The sequence below is a fragment of the Acinetobacter sp. WCHAc010052 genome (assembly GCF_002165295.2).
Classification (GTDB): domain Bacteria; phylum Pseudomonadota; class Gammaproteobacteria; order Pseudomonadales; family Moraxellaceae; genus Acinetobacter; species Acinetobacter chinensis.
In genome coordinates this window covers 3530763-3557428 of record NZ_CP032143.1, presented here as the reverse complement: position 1 = coordinate 3557428, position 26666 = coordinate 3530763, and the positions used below count along the sequence as shown (strand labels likewise).

At 41.4% G+C, this 26666-nt stretch carries 33 protein-coding genes; 19 read left to right on the top strand and 14 right to left on the bottom strand.

What is annotated here, in order from left to right:
• Positions 1–664: 664 nt before the first annotated feature.
• The 6 genes from rpmH to CDG61_RS17385 all read left to right on the top strand — a co-directional run bounded on the left by rpmH (position 665) and on the right by CDG61_RS17385 (position 5295).
• Positions 665–799, top strand: a complete 135-nt coding sequence (gene rpmH / locus CDG61_RS17410; protein WP_000831329.1) for a 50S ribosomal protein L34 — start codon at positions 665–667, stop codon at positions 797–799.
• A 30-nt stretch (positions 800–829) separates the two neighbouring features.
• A complete protein-coding gene (gene rnpA, locus CDG61_RS17405) occupies positions 830–1225 on the top strand; it encodes a ribonuclease P protein component (protein ID WP_087513946.1) in 396 nt (131 codons plus the stop codon).
• A gap of 9 nt (positions 1226–1234) precedes the next feature.
• A complete protein-coding gene (gene yidD, locus CDG61_RS17400) occupies positions 1235–1555 on the top strand; it encodes a membrane protein insertion efficiency factor YidD (protein WP_087513925.1) in 321 nt (106 codons plus the stop codon).
• A gap of 5 nt (positions 1556–1560) precedes the next feature.
• Positions 1561–3318 (top strand): membrane protein insertase YidC, encoded by a 1758-nt coding sequence (gene yidC, locus CDG61_RS17395; RefSeq protein WP_087551637.1) that lies wholly within the window; start codon positions 1561–1563, stop codon positions 3316–3318.
• A 106-nt stretch (positions 3319–3424) separates the two neighbouring features.
• A complete protein-coding gene (gene mnmE / locus CDG61_RS17390; RefSeq protein WP_087551638.1) occupies positions 3425–4789 on the top strand; it encodes a tRNA uridine-5-carboxymethylaminomethyl(34) synthesis GTPase MnmE in 1365 nt (454 codons plus the stop codon).
• Between the two features lie 149 nt (positions 4790–4938).
• A complete protein-coding gene (locus CDG61_RS17385) occupies positions 4939–5295 on the top strand; it encodes a NirD/YgiW/YdeI family stress tolerance protein (protein ID WP_087551639.1) in 357 nt (118 codons plus the stop codon).
• Positions 5296–5398: 103 nt separating this feature from the next.
• On the opposite strand, the gene CDG61_RS17380 is transcribed toward CDG61_RS17385, so the two are convergent.
• Positions 5399–5665: a metal/formaldehyde-sensitive transcriptional repressor gene (locus CDG61_RS17380; RefSeq protein WP_087551640.1), complete on the bottom strand. Its 267-nt coding sequence runs from the start codon at positions 5663–5665 to the stop codon at positions 5399–5401.
• A gap of 56 nt (positions 5666–5721) precedes the next feature.
• Between CDG61_RS17380 and dmeF the strand changes: the two genes are divergently transcribed.
• Positions 5722–6651 (top strand): CDF family Co(II)/Ni(II) efflux transporter DmeF, encoded by a 930-nt coding sequence (dmeF, locus tag CDG61_RS17375; protein WP_087551641.1) that lies wholly within the window; start codon positions 5722–5724, stop codon positions 6649–6651.
• Positions 6652–6748: 97 nt separating this feature from the next.
• Entirely contained in the window at positions 6749–7450 is a 702-nt protein-coding gene (locus CDG61_RS17370) for a DsbC family protein (protein WP_087551642.1), read from the top strand.
• A 59-nt stretch (positions 7451–7509) separates the two neighbouring features.
• Here the strand turns inward: CDG61_RS17370 and CDG61_RS17365 are convergent, their stop codons facing one another.
• From CDG61_RS17365 to guaD, 3 genes are all read right to left on the bottom strand, one after another.
• On the bottom strand, positions 7510–7761 hold the full coding sequence (locus tag CDG61_RS17365; protein ID WP_087513920.1) for a GlsB/YeaQ/YmgE family stress response membrane protein: 252 nt from the start codon (positions 7759–7761) through the stop codon (positions 7510–7512).
• 175 nt (positions 7762–7936) lie between these two features.
• Positions 7937–8464 (bottom strand): hypoxanthine phosphoribosyltransferase, encoded by a 528-nt coding sequence (hpt, locus tag CDG61_RS17360; RefSeq protein ID WP_087513919.1) that lies wholly within the window; start codon positions 8462–8464, stop codon positions 7937–7939.
• A 229-nt stretch (positions 8465–8693) separates the two neighbouring features.
• Positions 8694–10016, bottom strand: coding sequence for a guanine deaminase (gene guaD, locus CDG61_RS17355; protein WP_087551643.1), 1323 nt, complete (start codon positions 10014–10016; stop codon positions 8694–8696).
• Between the two features lie 173 nt (positions 10017–10189).
• Here guaD and CDG61_RS17350 point away from each other — a divergent pair, with 173 nt between their 5' ends.
• Positions 10190–10663 (top strand): hypothetical protein, encoded by a 474-nt coding sequence (locus CDG61_RS17350; protein ID WP_087551644.1) that lies wholly within the window; start codon positions 10190–10192, stop codon positions 10661–10663.
• A 79-nt stretch (positions 10664–10742) separates the two neighbouring features.
• Here the strand turns inward: CDG61_RS17350 and CDG61_RS17345 are convergent, their stop codons facing one another.
• Together CDG61_RS17345 and CDG61_RS17340 are read right to left on the bottom strand one after the other, a co-directional pair.
• Complete coding sequence (locus CDG61_RS17345; RefSeq protein WP_087551645.1) at positions 10743–11903, bottom strand: glutathionylspermidine synthase family protein; 1161 nt, start codon at positions 11901–11903, stop codon at positions 10743–10745.
• Between the two features lie 9 nt (positions 11904–11912).
• The gene (locus tag CDG61_RS17340; protein WP_087513914.1) at positions 11913–12293 is read right to left on the bottom strand and encodes a hypothetical protein; all 381 of its coding nucleotides are present in this window, start codon (positions 12291–12293) and stop codon (positions 11913–11915) included.
• Positions 12294–12380: 87 nt separating this feature from the next.
• Between CDG61_RS17340 and CDG61_RS17335 the strand changes: the two genes are divergently transcribed.
• The gene (locus tag CDG61_RS17335; protein WP_228199598.1) at positions 12381–13013 is read left to right on the top strand and encodes a nucleotidyltransferase family protein; all 633 of its coding nucleotides are present in this window, start codon (positions 12381–12383) and stop codon (positions 13011–13013) included.
• Between the two features lie 47 nt (positions 13014–13060).
• On the opposite strand, the gene CDG61_RS17330 is transcribed toward CDG61_RS17335, so the two are convergent.
• Positions 13061–14026 (bottom strand): TerC family protein, encoded by a 966-nt coding sequence (locus CDG61_RS17330; protein ID WP_087551646.1) that lies wholly within the window; start codon positions 14024–14026, stop codon positions 13061–13063.
• A gap of 872 nt (positions 14027–14898) precedes the next feature.
• Between CDG61_RS17330 and CDG61_RS17325 the strand changes: the two genes are divergently transcribed.
• The 4 genes from CDG61_RS17325 (at position 14899) to CDG61_RS17310 (ending at position 16969) form a co-directional block, all read left to right on the top strand.
• Entirely contained in the window at positions 14899–15186 is a 288-nt protein-coding gene (locus CDG61_RS17325; protein ID WP_087513911.1) for a GNAT family N-acetyltransferase, read from the top strand.
• 58 nt (positions 15187–15244) lie between these two features.
• Positions 15245–15529: a GNAT family N-acetyltransferase gene (locus CDG61_RS17320; RefSeq protein ID WP_087513910.1), complete on the top strand. Its 285-nt coding sequence runs from the start codon at positions 15245–15247 to the stop codon at positions 15527–15529.
• 191 nt (positions 15530–15720) lie between these two features.
• Positions 15721–16134: a BLUF domain-containing protein gene (locus CDG61_RS17315; protein ID WP_087551647.1), complete on the top strand. Its 414-nt coding sequence runs from the start codon at positions 15721–15723 to the stop codon at positions 16132–16134.
• Positions 16135–16606: 472 nt separating this feature from the next.
• A complete protein-coding gene (locus CDG61_RS17310) occupies positions 16607–16969 on the top strand; it encodes a hypothetical protein (RefSeq protein ID WP_228199597.1) in 363 nt (120 codons plus the stop codon).
• A gap of 51 nt (positions 16970–17020) precedes the next feature.
• Here CDG61_RS17310 and mpl read toward each other — a convergent pair whose 3' ends face one another.
• Positions 17021–18388, bottom strand: coding sequence for a UDP-N-acetylmuramate:L-alanyl-gamma-D-glutamyl-meso-diaminopimelate ligase (mpl, locus tag CDG61_RS17305; protein WP_087551648.1), 1368 nt, complete (start codon positions 18386–18388; stop codon positions 17021–17023).
• 152 nt (positions 18389–18540) lie between these two features.
• The gene (locus tag CDG61_RS17300; protein WP_087551649.1) at positions 18541–19071 is read right to left on the bottom strand and encodes a hypothetical protein; all 531 of its coding nucleotides are present in this window, start codon (positions 19069–19071) and stop codon (positions 18541–18543) included.
• 80 nt (positions 19072–19151) lie between these two features.
• Here CDG61_RS17300 and CDG61_RS17295 point away from each other — a divergent pair, with 80 nt between their 5' ends.
• The 4 genes from CDG61_RS17295 (at position 19152) to CDG61_RS17280 (ending at position 23350) form a co-directional block, all read left to right on the top strand.
• On the top strand, positions 19152–19499 hold the full coding sequence (locus CDG61_RS17295) for a DMT family protein (RefSeq protein ID WP_087513907.1): 348 nt from the start codon (positions 19152–19154) through the stop codon (positions 19497–19499).
• Positions 19500–19668: 169 nt separating this feature from the next.
• Entirely contained in the window at positions 19669–20181 is a 513-nt protein-coding gene (gene purE / locus CDG61_RS17290; RefSeq protein ID WP_087551650.1) for a 5-(carboxyamino)imidazole ribonucleotide mutase, read from the top strand.
• A gap of 69 nt (positions 20182–20250) precedes the next feature.
• Positions 20251–21372, top strand: coding sequence for a 5-(carboxyamino)imidazole ribonucleotide synthase (locus CDG61_RS17285; protein WP_087551651.1), 1122 nt, complete (start codon positions 20251–20253; stop codon positions 21370–21372).
• A 691-nt stretch (positions 21373–22063) separates the two neighbouring features.
• Positions 22064–23350, top strand: coding sequence for a lytic murein transglycosylase (locus CDG61_RS17280; RefSeq protein ID WP_087551652.1), 1287 nt, complete (start codon positions 22064–22066; stop codon positions 23348–23350).
• 148 nt (positions 23351–23498) lie between these two features.
• Here CDG61_RS17280 and CDG61_RS17275 read toward each other — a convergent pair whose 3' ends face one another.
• Both CDG61_RS17275 and CDG61_RS17270 read right to left on the bottom strand, forming a co-directional pair.
• A complete protein-coding gene (locus CDG61_RS17275) occupies positions 23499–23861 on the bottom strand; it encodes a hypothetical protein (RefSeq protein ID WP_087513904.1) in 363 nt (120 codons plus the stop codon).
• Between the two features lie 108 nt (positions 23862–23969).
• Positions 23970–24881 carry a matrixin family metalloprotease gene (locus CDG61_RS17270; RefSeq protein WP_087551665.1) on the bottom strand — a complete coding sequence of 304 codons (912 nt, stop codon included), beginning with the start codon at positions 24879–24881 and terminating at the stop codon, positions 23970–23972.
• A gap of 216 nt (positions 24882–25097) precedes the next feature.
• Between CDG61_RS17270 and CDG61_RS17265 the strand changes: the two genes are divergently transcribed.
• Positions 25098–25670 carry a hypothetical protein gene (locus CDG61_RS17265; RefSeq protein ID WP_087551653.1) on the top strand — a complete coding sequence of 191 codons (573 nt, stop codon included), beginning with the start codon at positions 25098–25100 and terminating at the stop codon, positions 25668–25670.
• Between the two features lie 7 nt (positions 25671–25677).
• Here the strand turns inward: CDG61_RS17265 and CDG61_RS17715 are convergent, their stop codons facing one another.
• The 3 genes from CDG61_RS17715 to CDG61_RS17255 are packed head-to-tail and all read right to left on the bottom strand — an operon-like array spanning position 25678 to position 26543.
• A complete protein-coding gene (locus tag CDG61_RS17715) occupies positions 25678–26025 on the bottom strand; it encodes a hypothetical protein (protein WP_228199596.1) in 348 nt (115 codons plus the stop codon).
• Positions 26025–26216, bottom strand: a complete 192-nt coding sequence (locus CDG61_RS17710; RefSeq protein WP_228199595.1) for a hypothetical protein — start codon at positions 26214–26216, stop codon at positions 26025–26027. Before CDG61_RS17710 ends, CDG61_RS17715 begins: the two co-directional genes overlap by 1 nt.
• Before the next feature lie 3 nt (positions 26217–26219).
• Positions 26220–26543 carry a hypothetical protein gene (locus CDG61_RS17255; protein WP_228199594.1) on the bottom strand — a complete coding sequence of 108 codons (324 nt, stop codon included), beginning with the start codon at positions 26541–26543 and terminating at the stop codon, positions 26220–26222.
• Positions 26544–26666 lie beyond the last annotated feature (123 nt).

The window sequence follows — 26666 nt, the reverse complement described above, 5'->3', positions numbered from 1 at the left end:
GTGTAACCCCTGTTCATTCCATTTAAATTTAAATTCAAAAACAACACCGCCAAACTGAGCGGGTCGCCATTCTAACCAGCTTATCCACATCTGTCATGACAAAGTTAAGCAACTTCGTTCAAAAAGGGAACAGGAGATACAATAAATTTAAATTCAACTGCTTGTGGATAACTCAAACCACAACCTGTGGATAAATAAACACACCAGGATATCCACAATTCCCAGGCAGGGTTATAACATAGATATCCACAACAAAAGATATTGATTTAAATAATAAATATAGGGTTTTCAACAGAAAAACAGCTCTCTAATAAGAATAAATTTAAATTTATAAATTTGAATTTATTTAATAGAGCGACCAGTTCTGGGGATAAGTCTCCATAATTTTTAAATTCAGAATTTCAGAGAATTAAATTTAAATCACGATCACAAGCTGTGGATAAGATTGAGGATATGCTTGCTGATAACTTATTTTACCTTATAATCCAATGAAATACATTATTGATAACTTATTTTGTTTTTTTCTTTATATATGTACCTATAAGTATTGACACATTTAAAACAGTGCTTATTTTTAGCGAATATCTGATTTTGCATTGACAGCTCAAGCAATGAACACTAAACTCGCGAACCTTTATAGAAAGATCAATTTGGGAGTTTCGATATGAAACGTACTTTCCAGCCATCTGAACTTAAACGTAAACGTGTTCATGGTTTCCGTGCACGTATGGCTACTAAAGCAGGTCGTCAGGTCCTGGCTCGCCGTCGTGCAAAAGGTCGTCACAGCTTAACTGTTTAATCTATTAAACAGTTGGGTTCCGACTTGGGTGTGATGCCACTTTTCAGTTTTAGTCCTGCGCTCAGAATTCGCTGTGCTGCGGATTATAAAAGTGTATTTGATGGTGCGCTTTTTAAAGTGCATCAACCCCATTTTCTTTTTCTGGCAAAACCTTCCGAACAACTGAACAGTCGTTTGGGTATTGTTGTTGCTAAGAAAAAAGTGCGTCGTGCACATGAAAGAAACAGAGTAAAACGGCTTGCTCGCGAAAGTTTTCGCCTGCACCGGCAGCAATTGGAATTACTGGATATTGTGGTTATGCCTAAAACAGGTATAGAAGCAGTTTCCAATGATGAATTGCATCAGCAATTACAATTTGCCTGGCAAAAATTACAACGTATTGCCAGAAAGCATTCCAGAATAGCACCTCCCTCCCCACAAAATTAGAGACAACCAATGGTTCGTTTACTGCATTGGTTCATACGTTTTTATCAGATTGCGATCAGTCCTTTGCTTGGACCGCGCTGTCGTTATATTCCAACATGTTCTCAGTATGCGCTGGAAGCAGTCCATATGCATGGTGCTGTGCGTGGTGTGTGGTTTGCTGCCAGACGGGTTTGCCGCTGTCATCCCTGGGGTGGTTCAGGTTTTGACCCTGTCCCCTCCCGACCAGTCCGTTTTATTTCATTTCAGAAAATTGATTCTCAAATGCTTCACGTTGCTGTACCCTTTCGTGAACGTTTATTGAACCAGAACCACTCAAACCACTTGGGGTAATAGATATGCAACAATGGGCCAGGTTTGCCATTCTTGGAGCCATGTTTGTCGTCGCATATTTGCTTATTCTGGCTTGGCAGAAAGATTATGGTCAGGCAGACATCAAAGCACAGCAGGAAACGGCTGTTGTTTCTCATGATGTTTCTGCTGACCTGCCAAATGGTCAGACTGTTGCAACTGCAGCTTCTGACGTGCCACAGGCAAATATTGCAACTCAACAGGCAGCAAAAAATGTCACAGCACCTGTAAGTCAACAGCTTATTTCAGTACAGACCGACCTTTATCATCTATGGATCAATCCCAAAGGTGGTGATATTGTTCGTCTTGAATTACTTAATCATGATAAAAACAAAGACAGCGATCAGCCTTTTGTCATGCTGGAAAGTGATGCAAAACGGACTTATGTTGCCCAGTCCGGTCTGATTGGTCTGAATGGACCAGACAGTGGTCGCAGTGGCCGTCCTGTTTATGAAACAGAAAAATCTGTTTATACACTGGCAGATGCCGTACCTGTTAAAACCAAAGAAGGACAGATTGTTAAACAGTTAACTGTTCCAATGGTGCTTAAAACTGCTGATGGTGTGGAAATCACTAAAATATTCACCTTTACTGAAGGTGATTATCCAGTCGTGGTCAACCATAAAATCACCAACCGCAGTGCACAGAACTGGCAAGGACAGATGTTCGGTCAGATCAAGCGTGATAACTCCGAAGATCCAGGAAAATCTGATCAGGGTATTTTTACACTGGGTACATTCCTGGGTGGCGCATGGGGTACACCTGAAGAACATTATAACAAACTGAAATTTGCAAACTTCAATGAAGAAAAACTCAGTGTTGAAGCTAAGGGTGGATGGGTTGCTGTTGTTCAGCATTACTTTGTCAGCGCATGGATTCCTGGTGATCTGAAACTGACTCAGGCCAATGGTCAGGCTTACAGTGCCAAACTTGAATCACGTAAATCTGCTGATGAAATGAATATCATTGGATTCAGCTCACCAACCTTCAATGTTCCTGCAGGAACCACAGCAGAAGTTGGTGCGACGTTCTATTCAGGTCCAAAAATTCAGTCTGAACTGAAAGATCTGGCTGTAGGGCTGAATCAGACAGTGGATTATGGATGGTTATGGCCAATTGCTAAACTGTTGTTCATTGGTTTGCAGTTCTTCCATAACATTGTAGGCAACTGGGGCTGGTCAATTATTCTGTTGACTGTACTGGTGAAGCTGATTCTCTGGCCGTTATCATCAAAAAGCTATCGCTCAATGGCAAAAATGCGTGTCATTGCACCTGAAATGCAGCGTATGAAAGAAGAATTCGGTGAAGACCGTATGCGCTTCTCTCAGGAAATGATGGCATTGTATAAGCGTGAACAGGTCAATCCATTGTCGGGTTGTTTACCGCTGTTACTGCAGATGCCGATCTTCCTTGCACTGTACTGGGTACTGATGGAATCTGTGGAACTGCGTCATGCACCGTGGATGCTCTGGATTCAGGATTTATCTGCAATGGATCCGTGGTTTATCCTGCCGTTACTGATGGGTGTGACCATGTTTGTTCAGCAGATGCTGAACCCGCAGCCAACTGATCCTATGCAGGCAAAAGTATTTAAAATCATGCCGATCATGTTTACGGTATTCATGCTGTTCTTCCCTGCCGGCCTGGTGCTGTACTGGATTGTGAACAACTCGATCACGATTCTTCAGCAGTCTTTCATCAACAAAAGTGTTGAAAAAGAACGTCTGAAAAGAGAAGCTGCCTGAGCTGTAAAACCACAGTAAAGCAACAGCTGAATAAATCCGCTTAAGATGGTAATCTTAGGCGGATTTTTTATTGACCCCATATTTTCTGAAACAAGAGACTGATGAGATGAACACACCGATTCTGAATACGACGATTGCAGCCATTGCAACACCGCCAGGCCGTGGTGGCGTCGGGGTGATTCGTCTGTCAGGACCCAGAGCTTATGCCATTGCAGAACAGCTGACTCAGAAGGCATTACCCAAAGCCCGTTTTGCAGGTTTCCGTCAGTTTATGGATGCGCAAAATGAAGTGATGGATGAGGGACTGGTGATCTGTTTCCCGAATCCGCATTCATTTACCGGTGAAGATGTAGTGGAACTCCAGGGACATGGGGGACCTGTCATTCAGAATGCATTGCTTGCCCGTTTACTTGAACTGGGTGCGGTGGCAGCAAAAGCCGGTGAATTTTCCATGCGTGCTTTTGAAAATGGCAAAATGGATCTGGTGCAGGCTGAAGCGATTGCTGATCTGATTGATGCCAGCTCTCAGGCGGCTGCCCGTTCAGCGGTACGTTCCCTGCAAGGGGCTTTTTCAGTCAAGGTCAATACCGTGCTGGAAAAACTGGTGCATCTGCGTCTGCATGTGGAAGCTGCGATTGATTTCCCTGAAGAGGAAATTGACTTTCTGGCTGATGGTAAGATTTTAGCGCTGCTGGAAGATGTTCAGGCTTCAGTCACAAAAGTTCAGCAGTCTGCCCGCCAGGGACAGTTACTGCGTGAGGGGCTGCAGGTTGTGATTGCAGGTAAACCGAATGCAGGCAAATCATCCCTGCTGAATGCGCTGTCTGGAAATGATAGGGCGATTGTGACCGATATAGCAGGAACGACCCGTGATGTTCTGCATGAAAAAATTACCCTGAATGGTTTACCCATTACCCTGACGGATACTGCAGGTTTACGTGAAACAGGTGATGTGGTTGAAAAAGAAGGTATCCGCCGTGCGATTCAGGAAATTGAGCAGGCGGATCTGTTACTGCTGGTCTATGATTTAAGTCAGGGTGAAAACCCGCTTGAACTGGCAAAGAACTATTTTGCAGAGCATATTGAACCTAAACGGCTGATGCTGATCGGTAATAAATGTGATCTGACTGCTGAACAGCCTCAGATCAATGATCTGGATGGATTCAGACAGATTACGGTCTCTGCCAGACAGGACATGGGCGTTCAGGCGCTGATTGATGCCATTACAGCGCATGCAGGATTCCAGCCTGAGGAAGACACCTTTATTGCCCGAACACGTCATCTGGACGCAATGAAGCGTACTCAGCACTATCTGGCTGAGGCACGTGAGCAACTTGTGGTTTTTAATGCCGGTGAGCTGGTGGCAGAGTCTCTGAGACTGGCTCAGAATGCACTGGGAGAGATCACTGGAGATTTCAGTGCGGATGATCTGCTTGGAAAAATTTTCGGTTCTTTCTGTATCGGAAAGTAAAATACTGTGATCTGAAAAATTCTTTTAGATACTGTATTTTCTGAAAATTTCTGTGACAGCGTTCTGTTGTTGTGTAAGCTCAATTTACAGGTTTTTCTGAACAGGTTAAGCTGAATTCTGTATTCAACACTCCATTACAGGTAGACGCTATGAAAAAATCGCTGACAGCACTTCTGGTCTTTTTTGCATTCAGTACTGCCACATGGGCGGGTGATGAGGAAGACCTGCGCATCATTCAATCTGCAAAAGCAGTGACCGTTGCTCAGGCAATGAAAGCTGCTGATGAGACCGCAGTCATACTGACAGGTACGGTTGTACGTCAGATCAAAAATGAACATTATGAACTCAAAGATGCAAGTGGTCATATTGTGGTGGATATTGATGATAAACTGGCAACAGCAGCACAGCTGGCACCAGGCACTCAGATTAAAGTAACCGGTGAAGTTGATACGCACCGTTATAAACCTGCAGATATTGATGCTGTAAAAATTGAAATTGTAAAATAACAACAGATACAGAATCTGTTTATACCGAAAAAATGGCAGCTTCAGGCTGCCATTTTAAATGTTTATTCATTCTGAAAATAACCTGAGTCAGTATTGTCTCTGTTCAGCCATACCGTTTCAGTAATTTCATAAATTCAGCCAGTTCAGCTTCATTGATTTCAGTCTGTTCATTGATTACATGATGGCGTAAATGTTGTTCTATCAGCTCATTCATCAAACCATTTACAGCACCTTTGACTGCTGCAACCTGTTGCAGAAGATCAATACAGCTGTTTTCTGGTTGTTGCAGAGACTGTTCAACTGCATTGATCTGTCCTTGCAATCTTTTTATCCGATTCAGAATTTTTTTATCCTGGTGTAAATGGCTCAACCTGATTCTCCAGAAATAAAATATACTATGGGGGAGTATATTTAAAATCACTTAACATGCAAAACATTTCAAATCTCCGTACCCATTCACATCAGTTTGATGAGGGGAACCCACTGGCACAGAAACGTATTTTAATCGCCACTATTTTAACCGCAGTTATGATGTTGCTGGAAGTTGTGGGTGGATGGATATTTAACTCAATGGCTCTGTTGGCTGATGGGTGGCATATGAGTTCACATATGCTGGCATTGGGAATGGCATATATTGCTTACCGTGCTGCTCGACACTATGCTGCGGATCCTAGGTTCTGCTTTAGAACATGGAAAATTGAGATACTGACAGGATACAGTAGTGCTGTTCTGTTGATGGTTGTCGCCTTATTTATGGCATTTCACTCTGTTGAAAGACTGATGAATCCTGTACAGATTCATTACAATGAGGCGATTCCAGTTGCAGTTCTTGGACTGATTGTTAACCTGGTCTGTGCCTGGTTACTGCATGATGATCACCATCACCATCACCATCACCATCACGAGCATGTTCATCATCATGATTTAAATCAGAAAGCTGCTTTCTTACATGTGATTGCGGATGCTGTTACTTCGGTATTGGCTATTGTTGCATTATGCGCAGGTAAATATTTTGGTTGGGATTTTCTTGATGCACTGCTTGGAATTATTGGTGCTGTGCTGGTTGGGAAATGGTCATGGGGATTGATTCAGGAAACTGCTAAAACATTACTGGATGCAGAGATGGATCATCCTGTTACGGATGAAATCCGTGAAATAATTAAGCAACTGGATATTGCAGCAGTGATCACTGATCTTCATGTATGGAAAGTAGGTAAAGGTAAATTTTCCTGTATTCTTGTCTTGCAGACGGAGGTCCCACTGGAGGCGGATCAGGTTAGAAATGTACTGTCAGTTCATGAAGAAATTGTTCATGTCACTGTAGAAATTAATCCTGGTTCATCCTGTTCCACGTGAAACGCAACTGAAATAAAAAGATGCTGCTAAAACTGATGCATACATGAAAAATTATGCGTAGAATCTGTGCGGACTTATAAAATGAATGAGCATATTCATGATGAAAAAAACGATGATTTTCGCCCTGGCTGCACTGATTTCAGGTATGAGTTCTGCAAATGTAGAAACAGTCAGAAAGAATCTGGCACAGAATAATCCAGAACTGAAAATTGAAAATATCCAGAGCACAGAAATGCAGGGTATTTACAGTGGGGCAATGGAAGGTCAGGTGGTTTATCTGAATGAAGATGCACAGCATGTCCTGGTTGGTTCCATGATCCGTTTAAAAGATCAGCAGAATCTGACTAAAAACCTGATGATTCAGCAAAATACTGTCGACTGGAAAAAACTGCCGCTGAAAGATGCAGTGAAAAGTGTGAGAGGTAATGGCAAGCGCGAGCTGGTGATCTTTTCTGACCCAAATTGCCCGTATTGTCAGAAACTTGAGGCTGAACTGAAAAAACTGAATGATGTGACGGTCTATACGTTTATTTTCCCGATTAAAGCGCAGTCTGTAGCACCTTCAAAACAGCTTTTCTGTGAAAAAAATCCAGCCTTGGCATGGGAAAACCTGGTTTCAAAAGGAATACAGCCTGCATCGAAAAAATCATGTGCAAATCCGATTGACCGCAATTTAAGCCTGGGTAAATCTCTGGGTTTAAATGGAACACCGGCTATTATTTTTTCTAATGGCTTTAAAGTAATGGGTGCTTATCCTGCGGAACAGATTGAACAGATCTGGAAAGAATTCGGTCTGTAAGCTGACCACAGTAAAAAAGCACCTTGAAGGTGCTTTTTTACATTTAGAGCTGTTCGGGCTTATGTGCGTTTGGCAACGAAGTTATAGACAAACAGAATAATAATCGCGCCGATAACCGATGCAATAAAACCAGCCGCTGAGTTGTCAGCATACAGCCCCAGTAAACGACCGCCATAGGTCGCAAGCAGGGAACCTGCAATCCCCAGTACAGTCGTAACAATGAATCCTGCTTTATCTTCACCCGGATGAATGGCACGGGCAATTAAGCCCGCAATGAAACCCACCACGATAGCAACAATAAGTGACCACATCTGCACTCTCCTTTCTTATCATGTATTTAGTGATGATATCTGTATTTACATCATTGAATGATTTGAGAACTGATAACAGAGATTAAATGCAAAAACATGTTGCTTTTTTGTATAAAAAAAACACAAATTTAAAAAAAAAGCGGCTTTCGCCGCTTTCAGATGGACAATGACTGTATCAAAGTCCAATTTCACCAATAAATGGAATATGACGGTATTTCTGATCGTAGTCGAGCCCATAACCCACGATAAATTTATCTTCCACTTCAAAACCTAAAAAGCGGACATCCAGATCAATTTCACGGCGTGAAGGTTTGCTGACCAGCGTACACAGTTCAATGGAGTTTGGACCACGGGTCTGGAGTATTTCCAGGACTTTGCTCAGGGTATTGCCTGAATCAATAATATCTTCAACCACAAGGACGTCTTTATCACGGATTTCACCATCCAGATCTTTGAGGATACGGACATCACGGCTGGAAACAGTACCACCACCGTAGCTGGAAACCGTCATGAAATCCAGTTCATGAGTTTTGCTGATTGTGCGGCATAAATCAGCCATGAAGATGACTGAACCACGTAACAGACCGATCAGCACCAGTTCTTTATCACTGCTGGCATAATGTGCATCAATCTGCTGACCCAGTTCATGAACTTTTGCCTGAATCTCTTCAGCAGAAATCATCACTTTCATATCAATAGTCATGGGAAATACCTAAAACATCAAATGCAGAAATTAAAAAAGGTGTTGACGAGCAACACCTATTAGATGACCTGATTTTAAAACATATCTGTTCGGGATGCATCTTTTTTGGCAGAACATTATGTAATTGTCATATTTTTACTGGCTGTCACGTTTCAGTAACAGCGCACAGATGACAAAAAATGTACCCGCTAAAATCCGTTTTTTTCTGGATTTTTTATGTTTTGAGGGCTTATGTGATGGATTGCTCATAGGCTTTATTTCCATAAATATAAGTCGCCTGAATATTACGGTCATCACCCATGGTAAACAGGGCAAACAGGGCATCTTCAATATTTCTGGCGCGTTGCTGACGCAGTTGCTGAAGGGCGGTCGGTTTCAGATTCAGCACCACAAAATCAGCTTCTTTGCCGGGATTGAAGTTACCCAGCTGATGATCCAGGGACAGCGCTCTGGCACCCCCGAGTGTCGCATGATAGAGCGATTCAAAGGCGGACAGTCGGTCTCCCTGTAACTGCTGTACTTTATAGGCTTCATTGAGTGTCTGTAACTGACAGAATGAAGTACCTGCCCCGATATCAGTTCCCAGTCCGACTTTGACCTGTTTGTCCCATGTTTTTTTCAGAGGAAATAAACCGCTGCCTAAAAACAGGTTGGAGGTCGGACAGAAAGCTATCGCAGAATTGGTTGTATGCATACAGTCCCATTCGTGTTCTTCAAGATGCACACAATGTGCGAACACCGAACGCTCACCTGTCAGTCCATAATGATGATAAACATCCAGATAACCCTTCTGTTCAGGAAACAGTTCTTTCACCCAGGCAATTTCATTGTGGTTTTCACTTAAATGAGTATGTACATAAACATCTGGATATTCTGCTTTTAACTGCCCTGCCCGTGTCAGTTGCTGTTCAGTTGAAGTTGGAGCAAAACGAGGAGTAATGGCATAAAGATTCCGCCCTTTGCCATGCCATTTTTCAATCAGTGCTTTAGAGTCATGATATGCGCTTTCTGCGGTATCTGTCAGTGCATCAGGTGCATGACGGTCCATCATGACTTTACCTGCAATCAGGCGCATCTGGTGCTGTTCTGCGGCTTCAAACAGTGCATCGACAGATTCGGGGTGAACGGTGCAGAACACCAGCGCCGTGGTGGTTCCATTTTTCAGCAGTTCCTGTACAAAAAACTGTGCGATCTGGCTTGCATATTCTTTGTCTGAAAACTGCATTTCCGTTGGGAACGTATACGTATTTAACCATTCCAGCAATTGTTCGCCATAAGCCCCAACCATTTCAGTCTGAGGAAAATGAATATGGGTATCAATAAAACCAGGCACGATCAGCTGCTCAGGATAGTGTTCAATATGGTCTTCATCTGTCAGTTGTGACTGCCCGTCCCGCCATGAGCTGAACCATGTGATTTTTCCATTTTCACTGATGAGCAGACCATCTTCAGTCAGGCGGATCTGATCAGCGATCAGAGATGGATCTGTCACTGTCTGATCTATATCAAGAAAACGACCACGAATAACTGTTCTTTGTGTATCGGGAGACATAAAAAACCTGCAATTTATACTTTTTTCGGTTGATTGTACCTGATTCGCCAACATGACATCTGCATCGGACTGAATTAAATTGTTAATCGCAAAACGATGATAAGGGTGCTTTATCTTTCTGTGAAGAATGAGTAAAGTGTCGGCAAATAACTAAATAAGAGACTCAGAATCTTATGTATTTCTGGAATACCAAAGCCCTTGCACATGAACTGGCGGAAGACACTTTAGAGAAGCAGCATTATAAGAATTATTATTTAATTGCGGCTTTAGTGGTCAGTGCTGTTTATTACTATGGGATGTATTCTCCTTATTATGATGTGCGTGTCATTGGTGTTGAAGCCGTGCTGACCCTGATCATTATGGTGATTGGAATTGAACGGACGTACAAAGCCAATGGCGGTGATAAAGGTATCCATTTTCTGAACCGGGTGACTGCGCTTTCATTTCCGATCCTGTTGCAGACGACGGTTGCAGGCATTGTTTTTGGACTGGTCTTATTGGGGTTGTATCAGCTTTTAAATCTTGCTGATACTGCATTTGATCTGTGGTATGAGTGGTGTGTTTCAGCCTTTACTGTTTTTTTACAGTTGCTGTACTTTACCCGTCTGAATAAATACATGAAACGTGTGGCTGAGCATACGATCTGATCTTGGAAAACTGAATCAAACAAAAAACTGACCTCAAAATGGGTCAGTTTTTTATTTGTCATACATTGATTCGATAAACCTATTCCACAAAATAATGCGCTGCAAAATGTGCGTCGTTGCCAATGATGTCATAGCGGTCTTCACGAATGGACATACCTGCACAGCTGTGTCCGACCATCCATAAACCCAGTGTGGGTAACTGCCGGTCAAATAAGGGAGTATCTACCCACTTCTGTACAATGTAGCCGTGTTTATCATAATCATCAAAGTGGAAACTGCCCGATGCCGCTCCCAGGTCTGTACCATCTTTGAGTACCCGAATATTCGCTCCTTCCCGTGCCAGGATGGGTTTTTTGACCCATTTGCCCTGTAACTGCATATGATCCTGATAAGCGTGTGATTCGAGCAATAAAGGATGATTGGGAAATTTCTTCCACAGTTCAACCAGGATCGCTTTATTGGACAGCAGCATTTTCCAGCAAGGTTCAATCCAGCGGGTTTCAGGCTTTAAATACTGAGAAAAATTTTCCTCCCAGATCCACTCCCAGGGATAAAGCTTAAACAGATGGTCGATCTGTTTTTCATTCAGATCAACAAAATGCTGTCCATCCCATCCGATGTTTTCCATGGATAATTCAGAGACTTTATGTCCTGCCTGGAAGGCAGTATCCATCAGATACTCAAGATTGCCCCAGTCTTCCCTACCCGCTTCCTGACATGCTGCAAAATGAATCTGTGAACCTGGTGGAATGATGGTTTTCCAGCGTTTGATCAGGTCTTCATGGATGCTGTTGAACTGATCACGGTTTGGAATGTTTTTGACCTGTTCGATCCAGTGCCACTGCGCCACTGAGGCTTCAAGAAGACCTGTCGGAGTGTCAGCATTGTACTCAAGCATTTTGATATTTCTGCCGTCGTAGGCAAAGTCAAAACGCCCATAGAGCATTGGGGCGTGGTTATGCCATGAGTGTTCAATCAGCGCAATGGCAGCCTGCGGAATCTGAAAATAATCAGGATAATTTCCCTGCTGAATCATGTCTCCTGCAACCTGCATACACATCTGATGCAGTTCATTGGAAGCATCTTCCAGCTGTTCAATCTGTTTTAAGCTGAATTCGTAAGCCACCCCTTCTGACCAGTAAACAGAACCATCCTGGGAAGGCAGGCTGTAATAATCAAAACCGATATTTTCATGCTGCTGCTGCCAGTCGGGTCGTGGCTGAAATAATTTTCGTTCCATATTTTTTTATTAACCGCCGAATGAAAAACCACTGCGACCAAATCCGCCACGGACAGGAGAAGACTTACTTTGACTGCGTACAACCTGCGACACCAGCGGCTGACCTACGCTTAAATTTGTTGAGGGCTGAATTTTACGTCCCTGGAAATTCACTTTGCGCTGACCTGCGTAATACTGCGGTCCAAAGTATCGGGAACCAGTGTAGTAATAACCACTACTGTGAGATCCACCAGAGGATGACTGCTGTTCTTCTTCACACAGTTCTGGATTCCAGTCGTAGGAACAGTCGTACTGATTATTGTAGACATCCTGATTCAGTGTTCGGTCATTATTACTACAGGCTGTCAGAAGCAGTGGTACAACCACCAGGCAGATTTTTTTTGAACGCATGGAAAGCCTTACATCATTCAGTTTGTTTATCGTTTTGCTTTATAAATGAATCAGAATAAAACGGTTTCTGTGCAGTATGATATTTAGATGCTTGAACAAAGTACAGTGATGATCACAGGAAAAGGCTGCAAAATGGAAAAAGCACAGCAGATCCCCCATACTGAATATGTCACAGCGCTGTGGAATATTCTTCAGCAGAATCAGGACTTAATCCGCATACTGAACTTTCTCAGAGACAATGCACCTGATACATATCTTTGCGCAGGTGCCATCCGTAATACGGTCTGGTCCGCTTTGCATGGTTTTTCTGCCCCAGCATATACTGACATGGATGTTATTTTTTATGATGCAACCGATACTGAAAATATCAGAGCTGCACAGCTTCAGATTCTGCTGGCACAGCATTTTCCAGCCTGTCACTGGGATGTGGTCAATCAGGCACTGGTGCACACATGGTACAGAACATCAGAGGGGAAAAGCATTCAGCCGTATCGTTCTGTATCGGATGCTGTGTCGGTATGGCCTGAAACAGCGACTGCCGTCGCCGTACAGCTGATCTCTGATGAGCAGATACATATCGTTGCTCCACTGGGCTTGCAGGATCTGTTTGAATTGAAGCTGCGATGGAACAGTAAAATGGTCGCACATCATGTGTTTTTACAGCGGTTGCAGCAGAAAAAGTGGTTGAATACATGGAACAGGCTGGAGATCGTGCAATAAAAAAGCCCCTCATCAGGAGAAGCTTTTTCCATCCAGGCGGAATTTAATTAGAGTGTATTTTCATTGTATTTTTTACTGTGACGAATTGACAGCACAGCGGTAATCGCCAGGGTAATCACAATAAAGCCCAGTGAAATCCAGATCGGCATATGGAAGACATCAAGCATCAGCATTTTAAAGCCGATGAAAACCAGAATCGCACCTAAACCATAAGGTAGATAATGCATCTTTGTCGCTGCACCAGACAGCAGGAAGAACATGGCACGTAAACCCAGAATTGCCATCAGGTTTGCTGTCAGAACAATGAACGGGTCCGTGGTCACGGCGAAAATTGCAGGAATGGAATCGACTGCAAAGATCACATCTGAAGCTTCAACCAGAATCAGTACAAGAAATAACGGGGTCGCCCAGAGTACACCATTCTGGCGGACAAAGAATTTACCACCTTCAAGATTTGGCGTAATCCGCATGTGTTTACGTAACCATTTTAAAATCGCCATATCTTCAATATTGGTATCTTCCTCTTCCTGTCCTTTCAGGAATTTGAAGCCTGTATAGACCAGGAATGCGCCGAAGATATAAAGAATCCATGAAAACTCCTGAACAAACCAGGCACCAATAAAAATAAAGATGGTTCGTAAAACAATCGCGCCGAGTACGCCATACAGTAATAATTTACGCTGTAATGCAGGTGAAATGGCGAATGCCGAAAAGATCATCATCCACACGAATACGTTATCAATTGCGAGGGATTTTTCGAGTAAATAACCGGCAAAATATTCCATGGTTTTGGTATTTGCGATGGTAACGCCGGCGGTCTGCTGAAGATAGAGCCACAAACCACCACCAAATAAGGTTGCGACTGTAACCCAGGCAGTACTCCAGTAGGCTGCGGTTCTGACTTTGACTTCCTGTCCTTCTTTTTGTTTAAAACCAAGAAAGTCGATTAAAAGCATGACGGCAACTATGGCAAAAAAAGCCAGATAGAGCCATGGATTACCAATGGATTCCATAAATTTCTCCATATCTGGCAATCAGGCATAAAAAAACCTTGACCTGTTGCCAGATGATTAAACATCTGTATCAACATGATCAAGGTCTTGCCTACATCATCGTTTATGGATGATGCTCAGATACCGGCTTTATGATGGACAGCCACAATAAAGCGTAATGACGATATTCTGAATGGGAGGCTACTCCCCTTGTTCAACAGTATTCTGCTTTAGACCATAGTCTAAAATATGTGCGTAGCATCGCATATTCTGCGAAAGAGTGCAAATGTCAGATATGTTGCTGTATGTGGACAGCAATGCGGATTTGAAATGTCTGTTGTGCAGGCATAAAATCCAAAAAATTAGTGTTGTGAATACTGTTTTTTCATCATTTTAATTATTTAAATGGATTTTTCAGTTTCTCACGGAACATGGAAACCAGTAAAAACGTTGCAACAACCAATAAAAATACGATAGATAAAAGATAGATGTCCATTTTCATTATTTCCCCAAAAATAACTTAAGCCAATTAAACAAAAGAACATAGTATTTTTGTATACCTGGAATCAGGTATTTTTAGACATAAAATATTTTAAAATACAATTGCTTCGCATTAACTGACATTTTTTGTTAAATAATGACAAAGCTTACGTTATATTTAATTGTTTAATTTTTAATAATAACTTTTTAAATGTCGGTATTTTTTATAGCTGTATTTAAGCCAAATAATTCAGTTATCCATATTTTGCTGTTGGTCGAGTATTTCGGGATATTGAAGAATATATATGTTTTTTTGTAAATAAGTTTAAGTTTTATACAAAACTGTTGATTCTTTTATCCAGGGCGATTGCTATACTGGTGAAACAGCAAAGTTCAGGAATACAGGTTCAATCATGAAAATTCAGCATTCAGATAATTCAAAAAAAGGTGAATTTTACCTGGAAAGTGAGACTGGTCAGCGGCTGGCTGAAATGGCTTATACATGGGCGGGTGAAACCATGCTGATCATTGACCATACCACTGTTGAAGATGAACTGCGTGGGCAAGGTGCGGGACGTAAATTACTGGATCAGGTGGTTGCTATGGCACGTCAGAAAAATATTAAAATCATCCCATTATGTCCTTTTGCAAAGTCTGTCTTTGATAAAGATCCTTCAATTCGGGATGTTTTGAAATCTTAAGCTGGCTTTGTTACAGTGGATTGTGTCGTAGCCAGCAATCAGAAGATGAGAAACAGTTATGCAGTTCCAGCATGTAGATAATCAACACAAAGGCGAATTTTATCTGGACAATGAACAAGGCAAACGTATTGCTGAGATCAGTTATGTGTGGAGTGATGCGCAAAAAATTATTGCCGATCATACCTGGGTGGATGATTCTTTACGTGGTCAGGGTGTAGCGCGTCAATTACTGGATACTCTGGTTGATTTCGCCCGTGAAAAGAATTTAAAAATTGTACCAACCTGCTCTTATGTCGATGTGATGTTCCGCCGTGAGCAAAGCTTTGCGGATGTTGCTGCATAACATTCTGTCAGTTTACATTTTTTGAATATTTTTCAGTTTAAACAGCCCTTAAAATCAGGGCTGTTTTTATATTGAATGAATCTTTATGGAAAGAGTCAGAGATTAAAATTTAAACAGAAAGTTTAATTAAAAAAATGAATTTTAGAATATTAAAAAACGTCAGATAAAATAATTTTAATAAAGGAATGAATATGTTGATCAGGCTTTGTTATGCAAGTACACGCGTAGAACGAGAGACTAATTTACTGGAAGATTTAAGCGATATTTTATCTACAGCCCGACAGTTTAATCAGGAACATCAGATATATGGTGTGCTGTACTATGCTGAAGGGACTTTTTTTCAGTGCCTGGAGGGGCATAAAACTGTTTTAGAAGCTTTGTATGAGCGTATCTTAAATGATCCAAGACATGAAAACGTACAGCGTTTCTCAGATCAGTTCCTTGAACAGCCCTGTTTTTCAAAATGGTCGATGAAATATGTAAATGATTTTACAAAAATTTCCCGTTTTTTTGCAAAATTAGGTTTAGATAAATTCCAGCCTGATCAACTGGATGAGCGACAGATTCAGGATTTTGTCAGTTTGTTATTGAAAATAAAAAATTAAGTAACTGATGTTACGCATTACAAAACAGGTTAAAGCAGTTTGCAGGTTTTAGGCGGTGTCATACATCAAAAGTTCTAATTTAGGGATCAGCCACTTCGTCTTGCGCTTTGTTAAAGCAGTGCGTCAAAGTATACTTTGGCTTGCTCAGGCTCGACCTGCTTTTTTTTCGGAAAAATGAGCAGTGAAACTGCGCAAGGAAACCATCTTGCGAAGCTTCGCTTCTCACCGCAGAACTCGTCCAATTCTGTCAAACTGCTGGAAACTTCGCAGAAACATTAAATTGTACATCTTGCGCCATGACTGGCTTATGTCTCAAACGATTGAAGATGACGTTTCGCATACCCACTTTTTTTGAGACTTTAAATATGATTTTGATATTACTGCATAACATCAGTAAATTAATCAATTGTTTATAGATTTTTTTTACATTGTGATGGACGCATAATTAAAATCAAATGGGGGGAATATTGTCATGATGAAAAAGTTTATTTTATGTGTCGGACTCTTGTTCCTGACGCAAAATATTTTAGCCGCTGATTGCGCCAAAATAGAAAAAATAGCTGAGAAAAAAGAAGCGCATCTGATTCCACGTTGGGGCATGGTCGTTGTAAGTCCACAACGGGTCTACTTTCATTCTGCACCGAATGAAGCCTGTAAAATAAAAGATTTATTTATTGTCAAAAATGATTATGTCACTGCATATACGGTCTATAACGATGGCAAACAGGATTGGGTTTCAGTGATGTATTTCAGTCAACGTTTGGGCGATACCGTTCAGGGTTGGGCGAAATTTAAAGCATTTAAAAAGTCAGGGACGATGTCACCTGTGCAATGATTGATCGACAATAAAAAAACCCGCTTTCGCGGGTTGATCTGGATCCAGAACTTATCCGGCTCTTAACGCAGTAAGCAATTTCTGATGTAAGCCACCAAAACCACCATTTGACATGATCACCACAGCATCGCCCTCACCTGCTTCTGCAACCACTGTCTGAATAATGTCATCCAAAGTACGTGCAACCACCGCTTTATTCGGTGCAGCATCAATCACAGGTTGCAGATCCCAGTCCAAACCTTCCGGCTGATACCAGATCACTTCATTAGCTAAACGTGCTGAATGAGCCAGACCATCTTTGTGTGAACCCATACGCATGGTATTTGAACGTGGCTCAATGATTGCCCACAGTTTACGCTCACCTAAACGCTTACGTGCGCCCTCAAGTGTGGTATCAATCGCGGTTGGGTGATGTGCAAAGTCATCATAAACTTCGATACCATTGACAGTATCCAGAAGTTCCATACGGCGTTTTACACCGCCAAAATTCGACAAAGCTTCACATGCCGTTTCAATCGACACACCGACATGTTCAGCAGCTGCAATGGTTGCCAGAGCATTGGCAACGCTGTGTTGCCCTGTCATTGTCCATTTTACAGTGCCTTTGACCACACCATTTTCCAGTACTTTGAAATGTGAACCATCGGCAGATAATTGTTCTGCAGATAAAGATGCTTTTTCATGCGCTTCCCGCCCTGTACGAACTACAGGTGTCCAGCACCCCATTTCCAATACTTCATCAATATTGGTTTCAGTGATCGGTGCGATGATACGACCTTCACTTGGAATGGTACGCACTAAATGATGGAATTGTTTCTGGATCGCAGCCAGGTCATCGAAAATATCAGCGTGGTCAAATTCTAAGTTATTTAAAATCGCTGTTTTAGGATGATAATGTACGAACTTGGAACGTTTATCAAAGAACGCTGAATCGTATTCGTCCGCTTCTACACAGAAGTATTTACCGGCACCTAGACGTGCGCTTTCACTGAAGCCTAAAGGTACACCACCGATCAAGAAGCCTGGATTTAAGCCTGCCTGATCAAGCACCCAAGCCAGCATGGTTGTGGTTGTGGTTTTACCATGCGTGCCTGCAACGCCAAGTACGTGTTTGCCTTGTAAGACGTGATCTGCAAGGAACTGTGGTCCTGAAATATACGGTAAGCCTTCATTCAGCATATATTCTACGGCATCAATACCACGTTTCATGGCATTGCCCACAATCACAAGATCAGGATGTGGCTGCAAATGACTACGGTCATAGCCTTGCATTAGGGTAATGCCTGCATTTTCCAATTGAGTCGACATCGGTGGATACACGTTTGCATCTGAACCTGTCACCTTATGCCCTAAATCACGCGCCAGTAAGGCCAAAGAACCCATAAAGGTGCCACAGATACCCAAGATATGCAGATGCATTCGTTCTAACTCCACTGCTTTTTTGACACATCACTTTGTTGTTGTGGTGTTGTCGTGATTCATTTGATTTGAAAGCAACGATAGCAAGGGTTTAAGTGAAAAGATAGTTTTTCTTGTACAGCTCAAATACAAACTGAAAAGATGGAAAGAGGCTATTTTAGCTGCATGGATGAAATGGTATAGAAATAAAGACTGTCTTCTGCTCCATGGTTTAAAAATTTGACAACTTTATTCAATGGAAATGTAAAAGTCTCTCCATCGGTCAGTATTGCTGTAAGTTCAATGGATGGTTGCATATTATTGAAAAACTCAGGGTTTATTTCTTTAGCCATTTCCAGATCAATCCAGTGCCATTTTCTTGATTGATCATTTTTTCTCAGTGTTTCACCTACATAAGCACCTGTGCGCAAAATAGTTTTGAATTGTAGCTCTTCTGATGTTTGGGAAAACCCTGTTTTCCTGATTTCTGAGAGATAATTATCAATTATTTTTAAACTATCCAGTGAATAATCCAGTTTCTCTGAATCCAGACTTTCCCGTTTGTAGACAGGATTCATTTTTTCGTTTGATAACATAAAAGCCAAATCTGAGAATGCTTCATCATGGTTATTTAAATCGACTTCAATTGCATGACTTATATTGACTGAAATCGCTAATAGTGTTCCGAGTATTATTTTTTTCATCGAATTTTTCATAATTGTTGAAGTCCAAGGTATGATAACGTCTACTAAACACAGAAACAACATTGAGTATCAGGGCTGCTATGGCTTTATCTCTCCCTCTTTTACTTCTTATTATTTCCAACTGTTTTATGACCTTGGCATGGTATGGTCATTTAAAATTTTTACCGCATGATGCGCCTTTGTGGAAAGCCATTTTACTGAGTTGGGTCATTGCTCTGCTCGAATACAGTTTTATGATTCCTGCGACCCGTTTACTGGCAACACATGGCTGGTCAATGGGGCAGATGAAAATTACCCAGGAAGTGGTGACTTTACTGGTTTTTGTGCCATTTATGATTTTACTGTTCAAACAACCATTTAAACTGGATTATGTGTGGGCAGGTTTATGTCTGATGGGCTGTGTCTATTTTGTATTTAGAAGCCAGTAAGCTGTATTGGACAGAATTTCTGAAAAAATAGCGAAAATATGGTTCTGCCCTGTCTGTAAAATTTTCTTGAGCTGAAAAATCAGTCTATAATAGCGAGCTTCTTGATATTCATTTAAACACTGATCATCAGTTTTTAAACTTCCTTACATTCGTTTACGGAATATATGCAATGAATGCGGCCGCTGTACAAGACGCTCCTTTAGTTGGAATTATTATGGGTTCTCAATCTGATTGGGCGACTCTCGAAAACACTGCCAGTATGCTGAAACAGCTTGGTGTCCCTTTTGAAGCCGAAGTTGTTTCTGCGCATCGTACGCCAGACCGCTTATTTGAATATGCTGAAACTGCACGTGAACGTGGTATTCAGGTGATCATTGCAGGTGCAGGTGGTGCGGCACATTTACCGGGTATGTGTGCGGCAAAAACTGATCTTCCTGTACTCGGTGTTCCAGTTAAATCTTCTATTTTGAACGGCGTGGATTCATTGCTTTCTATCGTACAGATGCCTGCAGGTATTGCAGTGGGTACACTGGCGATTGGTCCTGCGGGTGCAACCAATGCGGCAATTATGGCAGCGCAGATTTTAGGTCTGACTCGTCCAGACATTGCAAAAAATGTTGCTGAATTCCGTGCTGCGCAAACTGATAAAGTTGCGAGCAAAAATATTCCAGGTCAAATGTAAGACATCGCGCTGTAAATAAGCTAGATTTATATTTTATCAGTCAAGCCAAGCTAAAACGGGACACAGGTTATGAATAAAACCATCGGAATTTTTGGTGGTGGTCAACTCGGCCGTATGATGGCGCAAGCTGCGCTACCGTTAAATATTCAATGCACCTTTTTTGAAGCCAGCCAGGATTGTCCATCTGCTGCATTAGGTCAGGTATTTTCAACCAAAGCGGAAAATGGCTTGCAAGATTTTATTGCCAGCGCAGATGTATTCAGCCTTGAGTTTGAAAATACACCATTGATCGATGTCGATGTTTTGACTAAACAAAAAGATTTGCATCCGCCACGTCAGGCTTTGGCGATTGCACAACATCGCTTGTCTGAAAAAGCACTGTTTGATGCGCTTGCGATCCCTGTTGCGCCGTATAAAGCGGTGACATCGCTTGATGAATTAAAATCAGCGGTTGAACAACTTGGCTTACCGATTGTCCTGAAAACCTCTCGTGGTGGTTATGATGGCAAAGGTCAGTTTGTGTTGCGTACGGCAGATCAAATTGATCAGGCTTGGGCGGAACTTGGCCCTGCGGGTGAATTGATTGCGGAAAGTTTTGTGACTTTCTCACGTGAAGTGTCGATCATTGCAGTACGTGGTATTGATGGTGATGTGAAAACCTGGCCTTTGGCTGAAAATCATCATCACAATGGTATCTTGTCACACTCGATTGTACCTGCGCCAAACAGCACAGATTTACAACCTGTGGCACAGGACTACATCACGCGTTTATTGAATCATTTAAACTATGTGGGTGTACTGACACTTGAATTGTTTGTAACGGAAAAAGGCTTATATGCCAATGAGATGGCACCACGTGTACATAACTCAGGGCATTGGTCGATTGAAGGTGCAATCTGTTCGCAGTTTGAAAATCACATCCGTGCAGTTGCAGGTTTACCTCTCGGTTCAACTGAAGTGGTTCGCCCAACCGTGATGGTGAATATCATTGGTCAATATCCAAAATCTGAAGATGTTTTGGCACTCAAAGGCGCGCACATGCACCTTTACAACAAAACTGAGCGTGAAGGTCGTAAGATCGGTCATATTACTTTAATGCCGAATGACAGTGCTGAATTGACGACTTTATGCCGTCAACTGGCGAAGATTCTACCGAATCCATTGGCATTAAGCGAAGATATGAGCATCTAAATGTAATATTGCATGCAAAGAAAGCGGTCAGCCTATTGACCGCTTTTTTATGCTCATGATTTATGTATGATGGCGTCCCTGATTTTATCCGTAATGATCAGTGATAATTGTCGATATTTACACAGATTAAATTGCATATAAAAACAACAATTGATATAAAAAATTCAGAGAAAACTCGGAAAAGGGTGAATAATTTAAATTCAAATATGAATTTAAAATCATTTTCAGGATTTGAATTTAAAAACTCCACTGTTAAGAGTAGTGAAGTTATCCCCAGTTTGTTCGAGAGAGTTGGTTTATGGCTTATGAATTTAAAACTTTAAATTTATAAAAATACTTTATTTGAATTTAAAACAATGGCTGTGGATAAGATTTTACGCACAGGCTGTGAATAAAAAATTAATTATAAAAAGAGCTACTTAATGTTTTTTTGATCGCTCTGGATTTAAATGGAGATTTCTGGTGAGAAGTTATCTGGTTTGAATTTAAAGATCTGCGAGAGGATTTGAATTTAAAAATTAGATCCGTTTTTTTGTGGATAACTGGTTTTAAATTTAAATGTGTTCTCAAGGGTGTAATGAATTCAAAATATACAAATGAATTTAAACTTTACGTTTTGCTTCTGTCATTTTGAAGTCAGAGTGTTATGGTATCCGCATAATTTAAATTCATAACCCGATTGTGGATAACTATGTCTCGTTTGTCTTTGTTGTGTGCTTCTCTTTTTGTTCTTATATCTCAGACTCATGCTGAACTGGTGATTAATGGTCAGCCTGCAGTTTTAACGCCTTCAATGGCATCTTCCACGGGTTTCGCACCTCAGAATGGCTTCCAGGGTTGTCTGGCAAGGTTACGCTCACAGGCAATTTCTTCAGGTGTGAGTGGTTCAACCTATGATCGTTATACGCAAAATTTAACACCTGATTATTCAGTGATCAGCAAACTCGATTATCAGCCTGAATTTTCTACCCCGATCTGGGATTATCTCTCAGGTCTGGTTGATGATGAACGTGTAGAAAAAGGGCGTCAAATGTTAGTGCAACATCGTGATGTGCTCAACCGTGTTGCAGCTGCTTATGGTGTACCTGCTGAAACTGTGGTCGCTGTGTGGGGCGTGGAAAGTAATTTTGGTGATATTTCTGGTAAATATCCATTGCTTCAGGCATTGGGTACATTAAGTTGTGAAGGGCGTCGTCAAAATTATTTCCGTGGAGAATTCTTTGCCACCATGCGTATTTTGCAGCGTGGTGATTTACGTGAAGAACAGCTGAAAGGTTCATGGGCAGGGGCGTTTGGTCATACCCAATTTATGCCATCGACTTATGAAGAGTTAGCGGTGGATTTTGATGGTGATGGTCGCCGTGATCTGGTTTCGAGTACTTCCGATGCTTTGGCTTCAACAGCAAACTTCCTGAAAAAACGTGGATGGCAGACAGGCATGCCGTGGGGTTTTGAAGTCAAAATTCCTGATAGTGCTTCAGTGAGTGGCGAAAGTCGTCGTAATAAAAAATCTTTAAGTTCATGGGTAAATCGTGGTTTTACCCGTGTGGATGGCACACCGGTCATTCAGGGTAATTTATCTGAAAGTTCACAGGCAGGTCTGATGATGCCAGCAGGGGCAAATGGTCCTGCATTTTTAGTCTTTAAAAACTTTGATGCAATTTATGCCTATAACGCTGCTGAAAGTTATGCTTTGGCAATTGCTCATTTATCTGATCGACTGCAAGGTAAAGGCAATTTTGTAACACCGTGGCCTACTGATGATGCGGGAACATCCCGTGCCGAGCGTCGTGAAATTCAAAACTATTTATTGAAAAAAGGCTATGACATTGGTGATGCAGATGGTTTGATTGGAGATAAAACCCGTCAGGCGATTCAGCAGGAACAGAATAAACTGGGACTGAATCCAACAGGTCGGGCAGGGCAGCAGATTTTAAAGGCGTTCAGAAATGAAAATGCCAAACTGATGATGCAGTAATCTATCTTGTTTGTTCAAACGTTCTGTCATTCACTCTATGACAACGTCAGCTTTTCTTTTACACAAAAAATCCTCATAAATGTATGAGGATTTTTTTATCACCGGAGTCCAGTGTGGATCCCGTACTTATATGGGTTCTGAGGCGTGATCAGTCCAGTTTTATTGCTTCTAAAATATCAAAAATAACGGAGGTGACATCCTGGCTCAGATCACGGTTGTTGAAAATCTCGTAAGCTGTAATGGTTACGTCAGTGTCGCTGGGTAACAGGCGCTGTTCTTCTTCAATCAGGTGTTCAATTGGCAGCAGAGTCTGTTTGATTGACAGATGCAGAATATCTTTAAACTCAATATTATCTTCTTCAAGTTCAATGATCTGTTCATTAAAGTAAGGCAATAAAACAGCATGGAGATAAGGTTGGATATCAGTAATATCAAAAATTTCAATATCACGGGTCTGTTCTATCGTACTGATATGATCATTAATTTCCAGAATAATATGATAGAAACTCACAGCCTTCTCCTTTCAAAGTTCAGTATTTACAATAGCATGAAAATCCTGCATCGTGATGAACAAATACTTTTAAATCCATAAATAAAATATGGAATAATATTGTGATGCTTATCTGCGGTTTAAAAGATCAATATCCGCTGATTTAAGTCTGAAATTTTTCAGATCCTGTTGTTCCAGCATCGGGTACATCAGGGCTTGAGGGTCTGCATGGTGTTCTATCCCGAGTGCATGTCCGAGTTCATGAGCCAGTGTCAGTCGAAGATCATCTTCGGTATCAAACTGATAGATCTGAATCTGATCTCCCATGAAAATACCTTTATGAAACTCACGTGGCGGAAAGCGTCGCAAGGCCTGCATGGCATCTTCTCTCAGTTGATCCGCATTTTTATTGTGCAGATGGACCTGAGAATTTAAGCCCTGACTTTTACGGTTAAAATAATCAATATCCTGTTGTAGCTGGTTTTTCTGTTCTTCCAGACGCCATCTTTTCTGGATCAGCTGCTGTTGGCTTTTAGTGGAGGCATTATGTTGCTCTCTTAGAGCATTCTGTTCTTTCTGCAGTTGTTCAAATTCATAATCAAGCTGGTATCTGCGCTGTTTGATACTGTTTTGCAGATGATCCAGATTCTGCTGTGCACTGCTGATATTTTCAGAATCACGTTCAGTATGCTGCAATTGTTCAGTCAGTTTTTTTTCAGTCTGCTTCATTGCATTGAAATTTTCCTGGCGGTCATCATAAATGAGCCGGATACTCAGCTGAGCGTTGGGATCATAAACAAAATACTCACGTCCTGTACCCTGGTGCCAGATTTGAATGGCTTCTTCACTTAACTGAATGACCTGTTGCTGAGTCAGCCCAAAACGTGAGTCCACTTCTGCAATTTTAAATCGTAAGCGTGAGTCAAAAGGGTGGGTCAGGTGATCACTGACTGAATTGAAATTCAGCTGTGGGTGTTTGGCACGCTGAATGGTCAGATAACAGATGGGCAGTATAAATATTATTATTAACAGGTAGCGCATGAGCATGAATTAAAAAGATTTTTTATTATGAATAATTTAACTGATTTATTGATGACAGAACAGTGCTGTATTCAAAATATAGAAAAAAGGTTGCTTTTTAAGCATCCTTAAGATGTTTTCAGAATATCAACGGAACAGAAAAATTTTCTGTTTTAAGATGATTCACACTTCATAAAAAAAAAGAGTATGAATTTCTATCTGATTTCAGGATCGTTAATGTTGCTGGCAGGGCTCGCTTGCTGGGGCTTTCTGTTCAAGTGTCTGTACATCATGTTCCGTACCCGTATTGTGGTCGATTTACCCCTGAATGAGCAGTTTAAAACATTCCGTGTGATTGAAAAAGGTGGTTTTGCCATCTGGGAAGATGGACCCATGTTGAAAAAATTGGCGATGGCATTCAGTACACCTCAGATTATAAACACCGATCACCATCAGCCTGTAAAACTTTCCCGTAGTTATGGCAATGTCACCAAAACAGGTTTTACCCGCGCATCGCGACTGGTTTATTTTTGTGAGCTGGATGCAGGAAATTATGTGCTCGAAGTTCGTGATGGTTCATCATTAAGTAAGTTTGATCAGACAATGACCAATACGATTGAGCGTGTGGTGACAGTTCCCAAAGCACCAGTTTCTGAATATCGTATTCAATTACGCAAAAGTTTGAGTAAACGCCAGCGATTATTGATGATCCCTGCGGTTTTTATCGGACTGTTTTTATTCAATATAGGATTGTTTACTGTCTTAGGTCATACGACAGGTGTGCATCTTGAAGGTGCTTTGGGCATGTAAAAATACGTTATGAATACGTAATATTGAACAGTAACTGTAGATCCATAAACAGTAAAATAAAGGCAAGAACACTCAGCAATTTATTCATCCATTTGGACTTTTCTAAGTATATGGTATTGATATAGTTATCTTTAAACTCACGTGGATGCAACATGATATAACTGATCTTCTGTTTAAATGTCGCAGTGACCGATTGCTGACAGATCTGCTGCTCAGTCAGGAGCACCTGACGGATAATTAAGGCATTGATCCACCATAATATCAATAAAATAAGAAGGATAACGACTGTGCTCCACGTGAAACGTAACATGTCACTTTGTTCAAAGAAAGCCATTTCTGTATAGGCATGATTCATCAATGCAATGCAATGCTCATGATCAGCATGAGGCGATAAAAAGTCTGTTGGATAAATTGTAAATGAAGCGGTTTACGATGATCCTGCACAACCGTTTTATCTAAAATTCGACGTACAAAGATCGCAAAACCATGACAGGTCAGCTCGAAAAAAACAAACAGTACAATGGTCAGTAGTATGATTTTAATCATGGCTTATTCCTGGAACAGCGGTTGATAGAGTGATGGTGTCACCAGAATCATCAGCAGAATTCCTGAGCAGACAAAGGCAAGATCATTAAAAATCGCTGCATAACTACTCATATAAATCCAGTGCATATAAGGCATGAAGTAAATCAGAAACGTAGGAAAAAAGGTGTAGATATAGGCTTTACGTGCCCATTCTTTTTTTCTGAAAAGTCCAATGGAGATTGCTATCAGGGCGATGAACAGGGGAATAACAATTACGGCTTCCCAGTTCTGCGGGTCTCTGTACAGGGTTTTATCAAGGGCTTCGAGCTCAGGTGCAGAGCTGAACATATCAATGATGGCCGCTATAAATGGAAATAAAATGGGGCAATGATCAGGCTGTAATACATAGTTGGGGAAATGGCAGAGGAGTTTTTCATTTTAATTGCTTTATTGTATTCATTGTTACAGATT

Coding starts and splice junctions, on each gene's coding strand:
- CDG61_RS17370 (WP_087551642.1), top strand. CDS start 6,749: ATGATGAAAAAAACGATGATTTTCGCCCTGGCTGCACTGATTTCAGGT.
- CDG61_RS17350 (WP_087551644.1), top strand. CDS start 10,190: ATGTATTTCTGGAATACCAAAGCCCTTGCACATGAACTGGCGGAAGAC.
- CDG61_RS17280 (WP_087551652.1), top strand. CDS start 22,064: ATGTCTCGTTTGTCTTTGTTGTGTGCTTCTCTTTTTGTTCTTATATCT.
- CDG61_RS17265 (WP_087551653.1), top strand. CDS start 25,098: ATGTTGCTGGCAGGGCTCGCTTGCTGGGGCTTTCTGTTCAAGTGTCTG.
- CDG61_RS17335 (WP_228199598.1), top strand. CDS start 12,381: ATGCTTGAACAAAGTACAGTGATGATCACAGGAAAAGGCTGCAAAATG.
- CDG61_RS17365 (WP_087513920.1), bottom strand. CDS start 7,761: ATGTGGTCACTTATTGTTGCTATCGTGGTGGGTTTCATTGCGGGCTTA.
- purE (WP_087551650.1), top strand. CDS start 19,669: ATGAATGCGGCCGCTGTACAAGACGCTCCTTTAGTTGGAATTATTATG.
- CDG61_RS17340 (WP_087513914.1), bottom strand. CDS start 12,293: ATGCGTTCAAAAAAAATCTGCCTGGTGGTTGTACCACTGCTTCTGACA.
- CDG61_RS17715 (WP_228199596.1), bottom strand. CDS start 26,025: ATGAATCATGCCTATACAGAAATGGCTTTCTTTGAACAAAGTGACATG.
- CDG61_RS17315 (WP_087551647.1), top strand. CDS start 15,721: ATGTTGATCAGGCTTTGTTATGCAAGTACACGCGTAGAACGAGAGACT.
- CDG61_RS17320 (WP_087513910.1), top strand. CDS start 15,245: ATGCAGTTCCAGCATGTAGATAATCAACACAAAGGCGAATTTTATCTG.
- rpmH (WP_000831329.1), top strand. CDS start 665: ATGAAACGTACTTTCCAGCCATCTGAACTTAAACGTAAACGTGTTCAT.
- CDG61_RS17295 (WP_087513907.1), top strand. CDS start 19,152: ATGGCTTTATCTCTCCCTCTTTTACTTCTTATTATTTCCAACTGTTTT.
- hpt (WP_087513919.1), bottom strand. CDS start 8,464: ATGACTATTGATATGAAAGTGATGATTTCTGCTGAAGAGATTCAGGCA.
- dmeF (WP_087551641.1), top strand. CDS start 5,722: ATGCAAAACATTTCAAATCTCCGTACCCATTCACATCAGTTTGATGAG.
- CDG61_RS17300 (WP_087551649.1), bottom strand. CDS start 19,071: ATGAAAAAAATAATACTCGGAACACTATTAGCGATTTCAGTCAATATA.
- CDG61_RS17330 (WP_087551646.1), bottom strand. CDS start 14,026: ATGGAATCCATTGGTAATCCATGGCTCTATCTGGCTTTTTTTGCCATA.
- CDG61_RS17345 (WP_087551645.1), bottom strand. CDS start 11,903: ATGGAACGAAAATTATTTCAGCCACGACCCGACTGGCAGCAGCAGCAT.
- mpl (WP_087551648.1), bottom strand. CDS start 18,388: ATGCATCTGCATATCTTGGGTATCTGTGGCACCTTTATGGGTTCTTTG.
- yidD (WP_087513925.1), top strand. CDS start 1,235: ATGGTTCGTTTACTGCATTGGTTCATACGTTTTTATCAGATTGCGATC.
- CDG61_RS17255 (WP_228199594.1), bottom strand. CDS start 26,543: ATGTTCAGCTCTGCACCTGAGCTCGAAGCCCTTGATAAAACCCTGTAC.
- CDG61_RS17385 (WP_087551639.1), top strand. CDS start 4,939: ATGAAAAAATCGCTGACAGCACTTCTGGTCTTTTTTGCATTCAGTACT.
- CDG61_RS17310 (WP_228199597.1), top strand. CDS start 16,607: ATGATGAAAAAGTTTATTTTATGTGTCGGACTCTTGTTCCTGACGCAA.
- yidC (WP_087551637.1), top strand. CDS start 1,561: ATGCAACAATGGGCCAGGTTTGCCATTCTTGGAGCCATGTTTGTCGTC.
- guaD (WP_087551643.1), bottom strand. CDS start 10,016: ATGTCTCCCGATACACAAAGAACAGTTATTCGTGGTCGTTTTCTTGAT.
- CDG61_RS17325 (WP_087513911.1), top strand. CDS start 14,899: ATGAAAATTCAGCATTCAGATAATTCAAAAAAAGGTGAATTTTACCTG.
- CDG61_RS17270 (WP_087551665.1), bottom strand. CDS start 24,881: ATGCGCTACCTGTTAATAATAATATTTATACTGCCCATCTGTTATCTG.
- CDG61_RS17710 (WP_228199595.1), bottom strand. CDS start 26,216: ATGATTAAAATCATACTACTGACCATTGTACTGTTTGTTTTTTTCGAG.
- CDG61_RS17285 (WP_087551651.1), top strand. CDS start 20,251: ATGAATAAAACCATCGGAATTTTTGGTGGTGGTCAACTCGGCCGTATG.
- mnmE (WP_087551638.1), top strand. CDS start 3,425: ATGAACACACCGATTCTGAATACGACGATTGCAGCCATTGCAACACCG.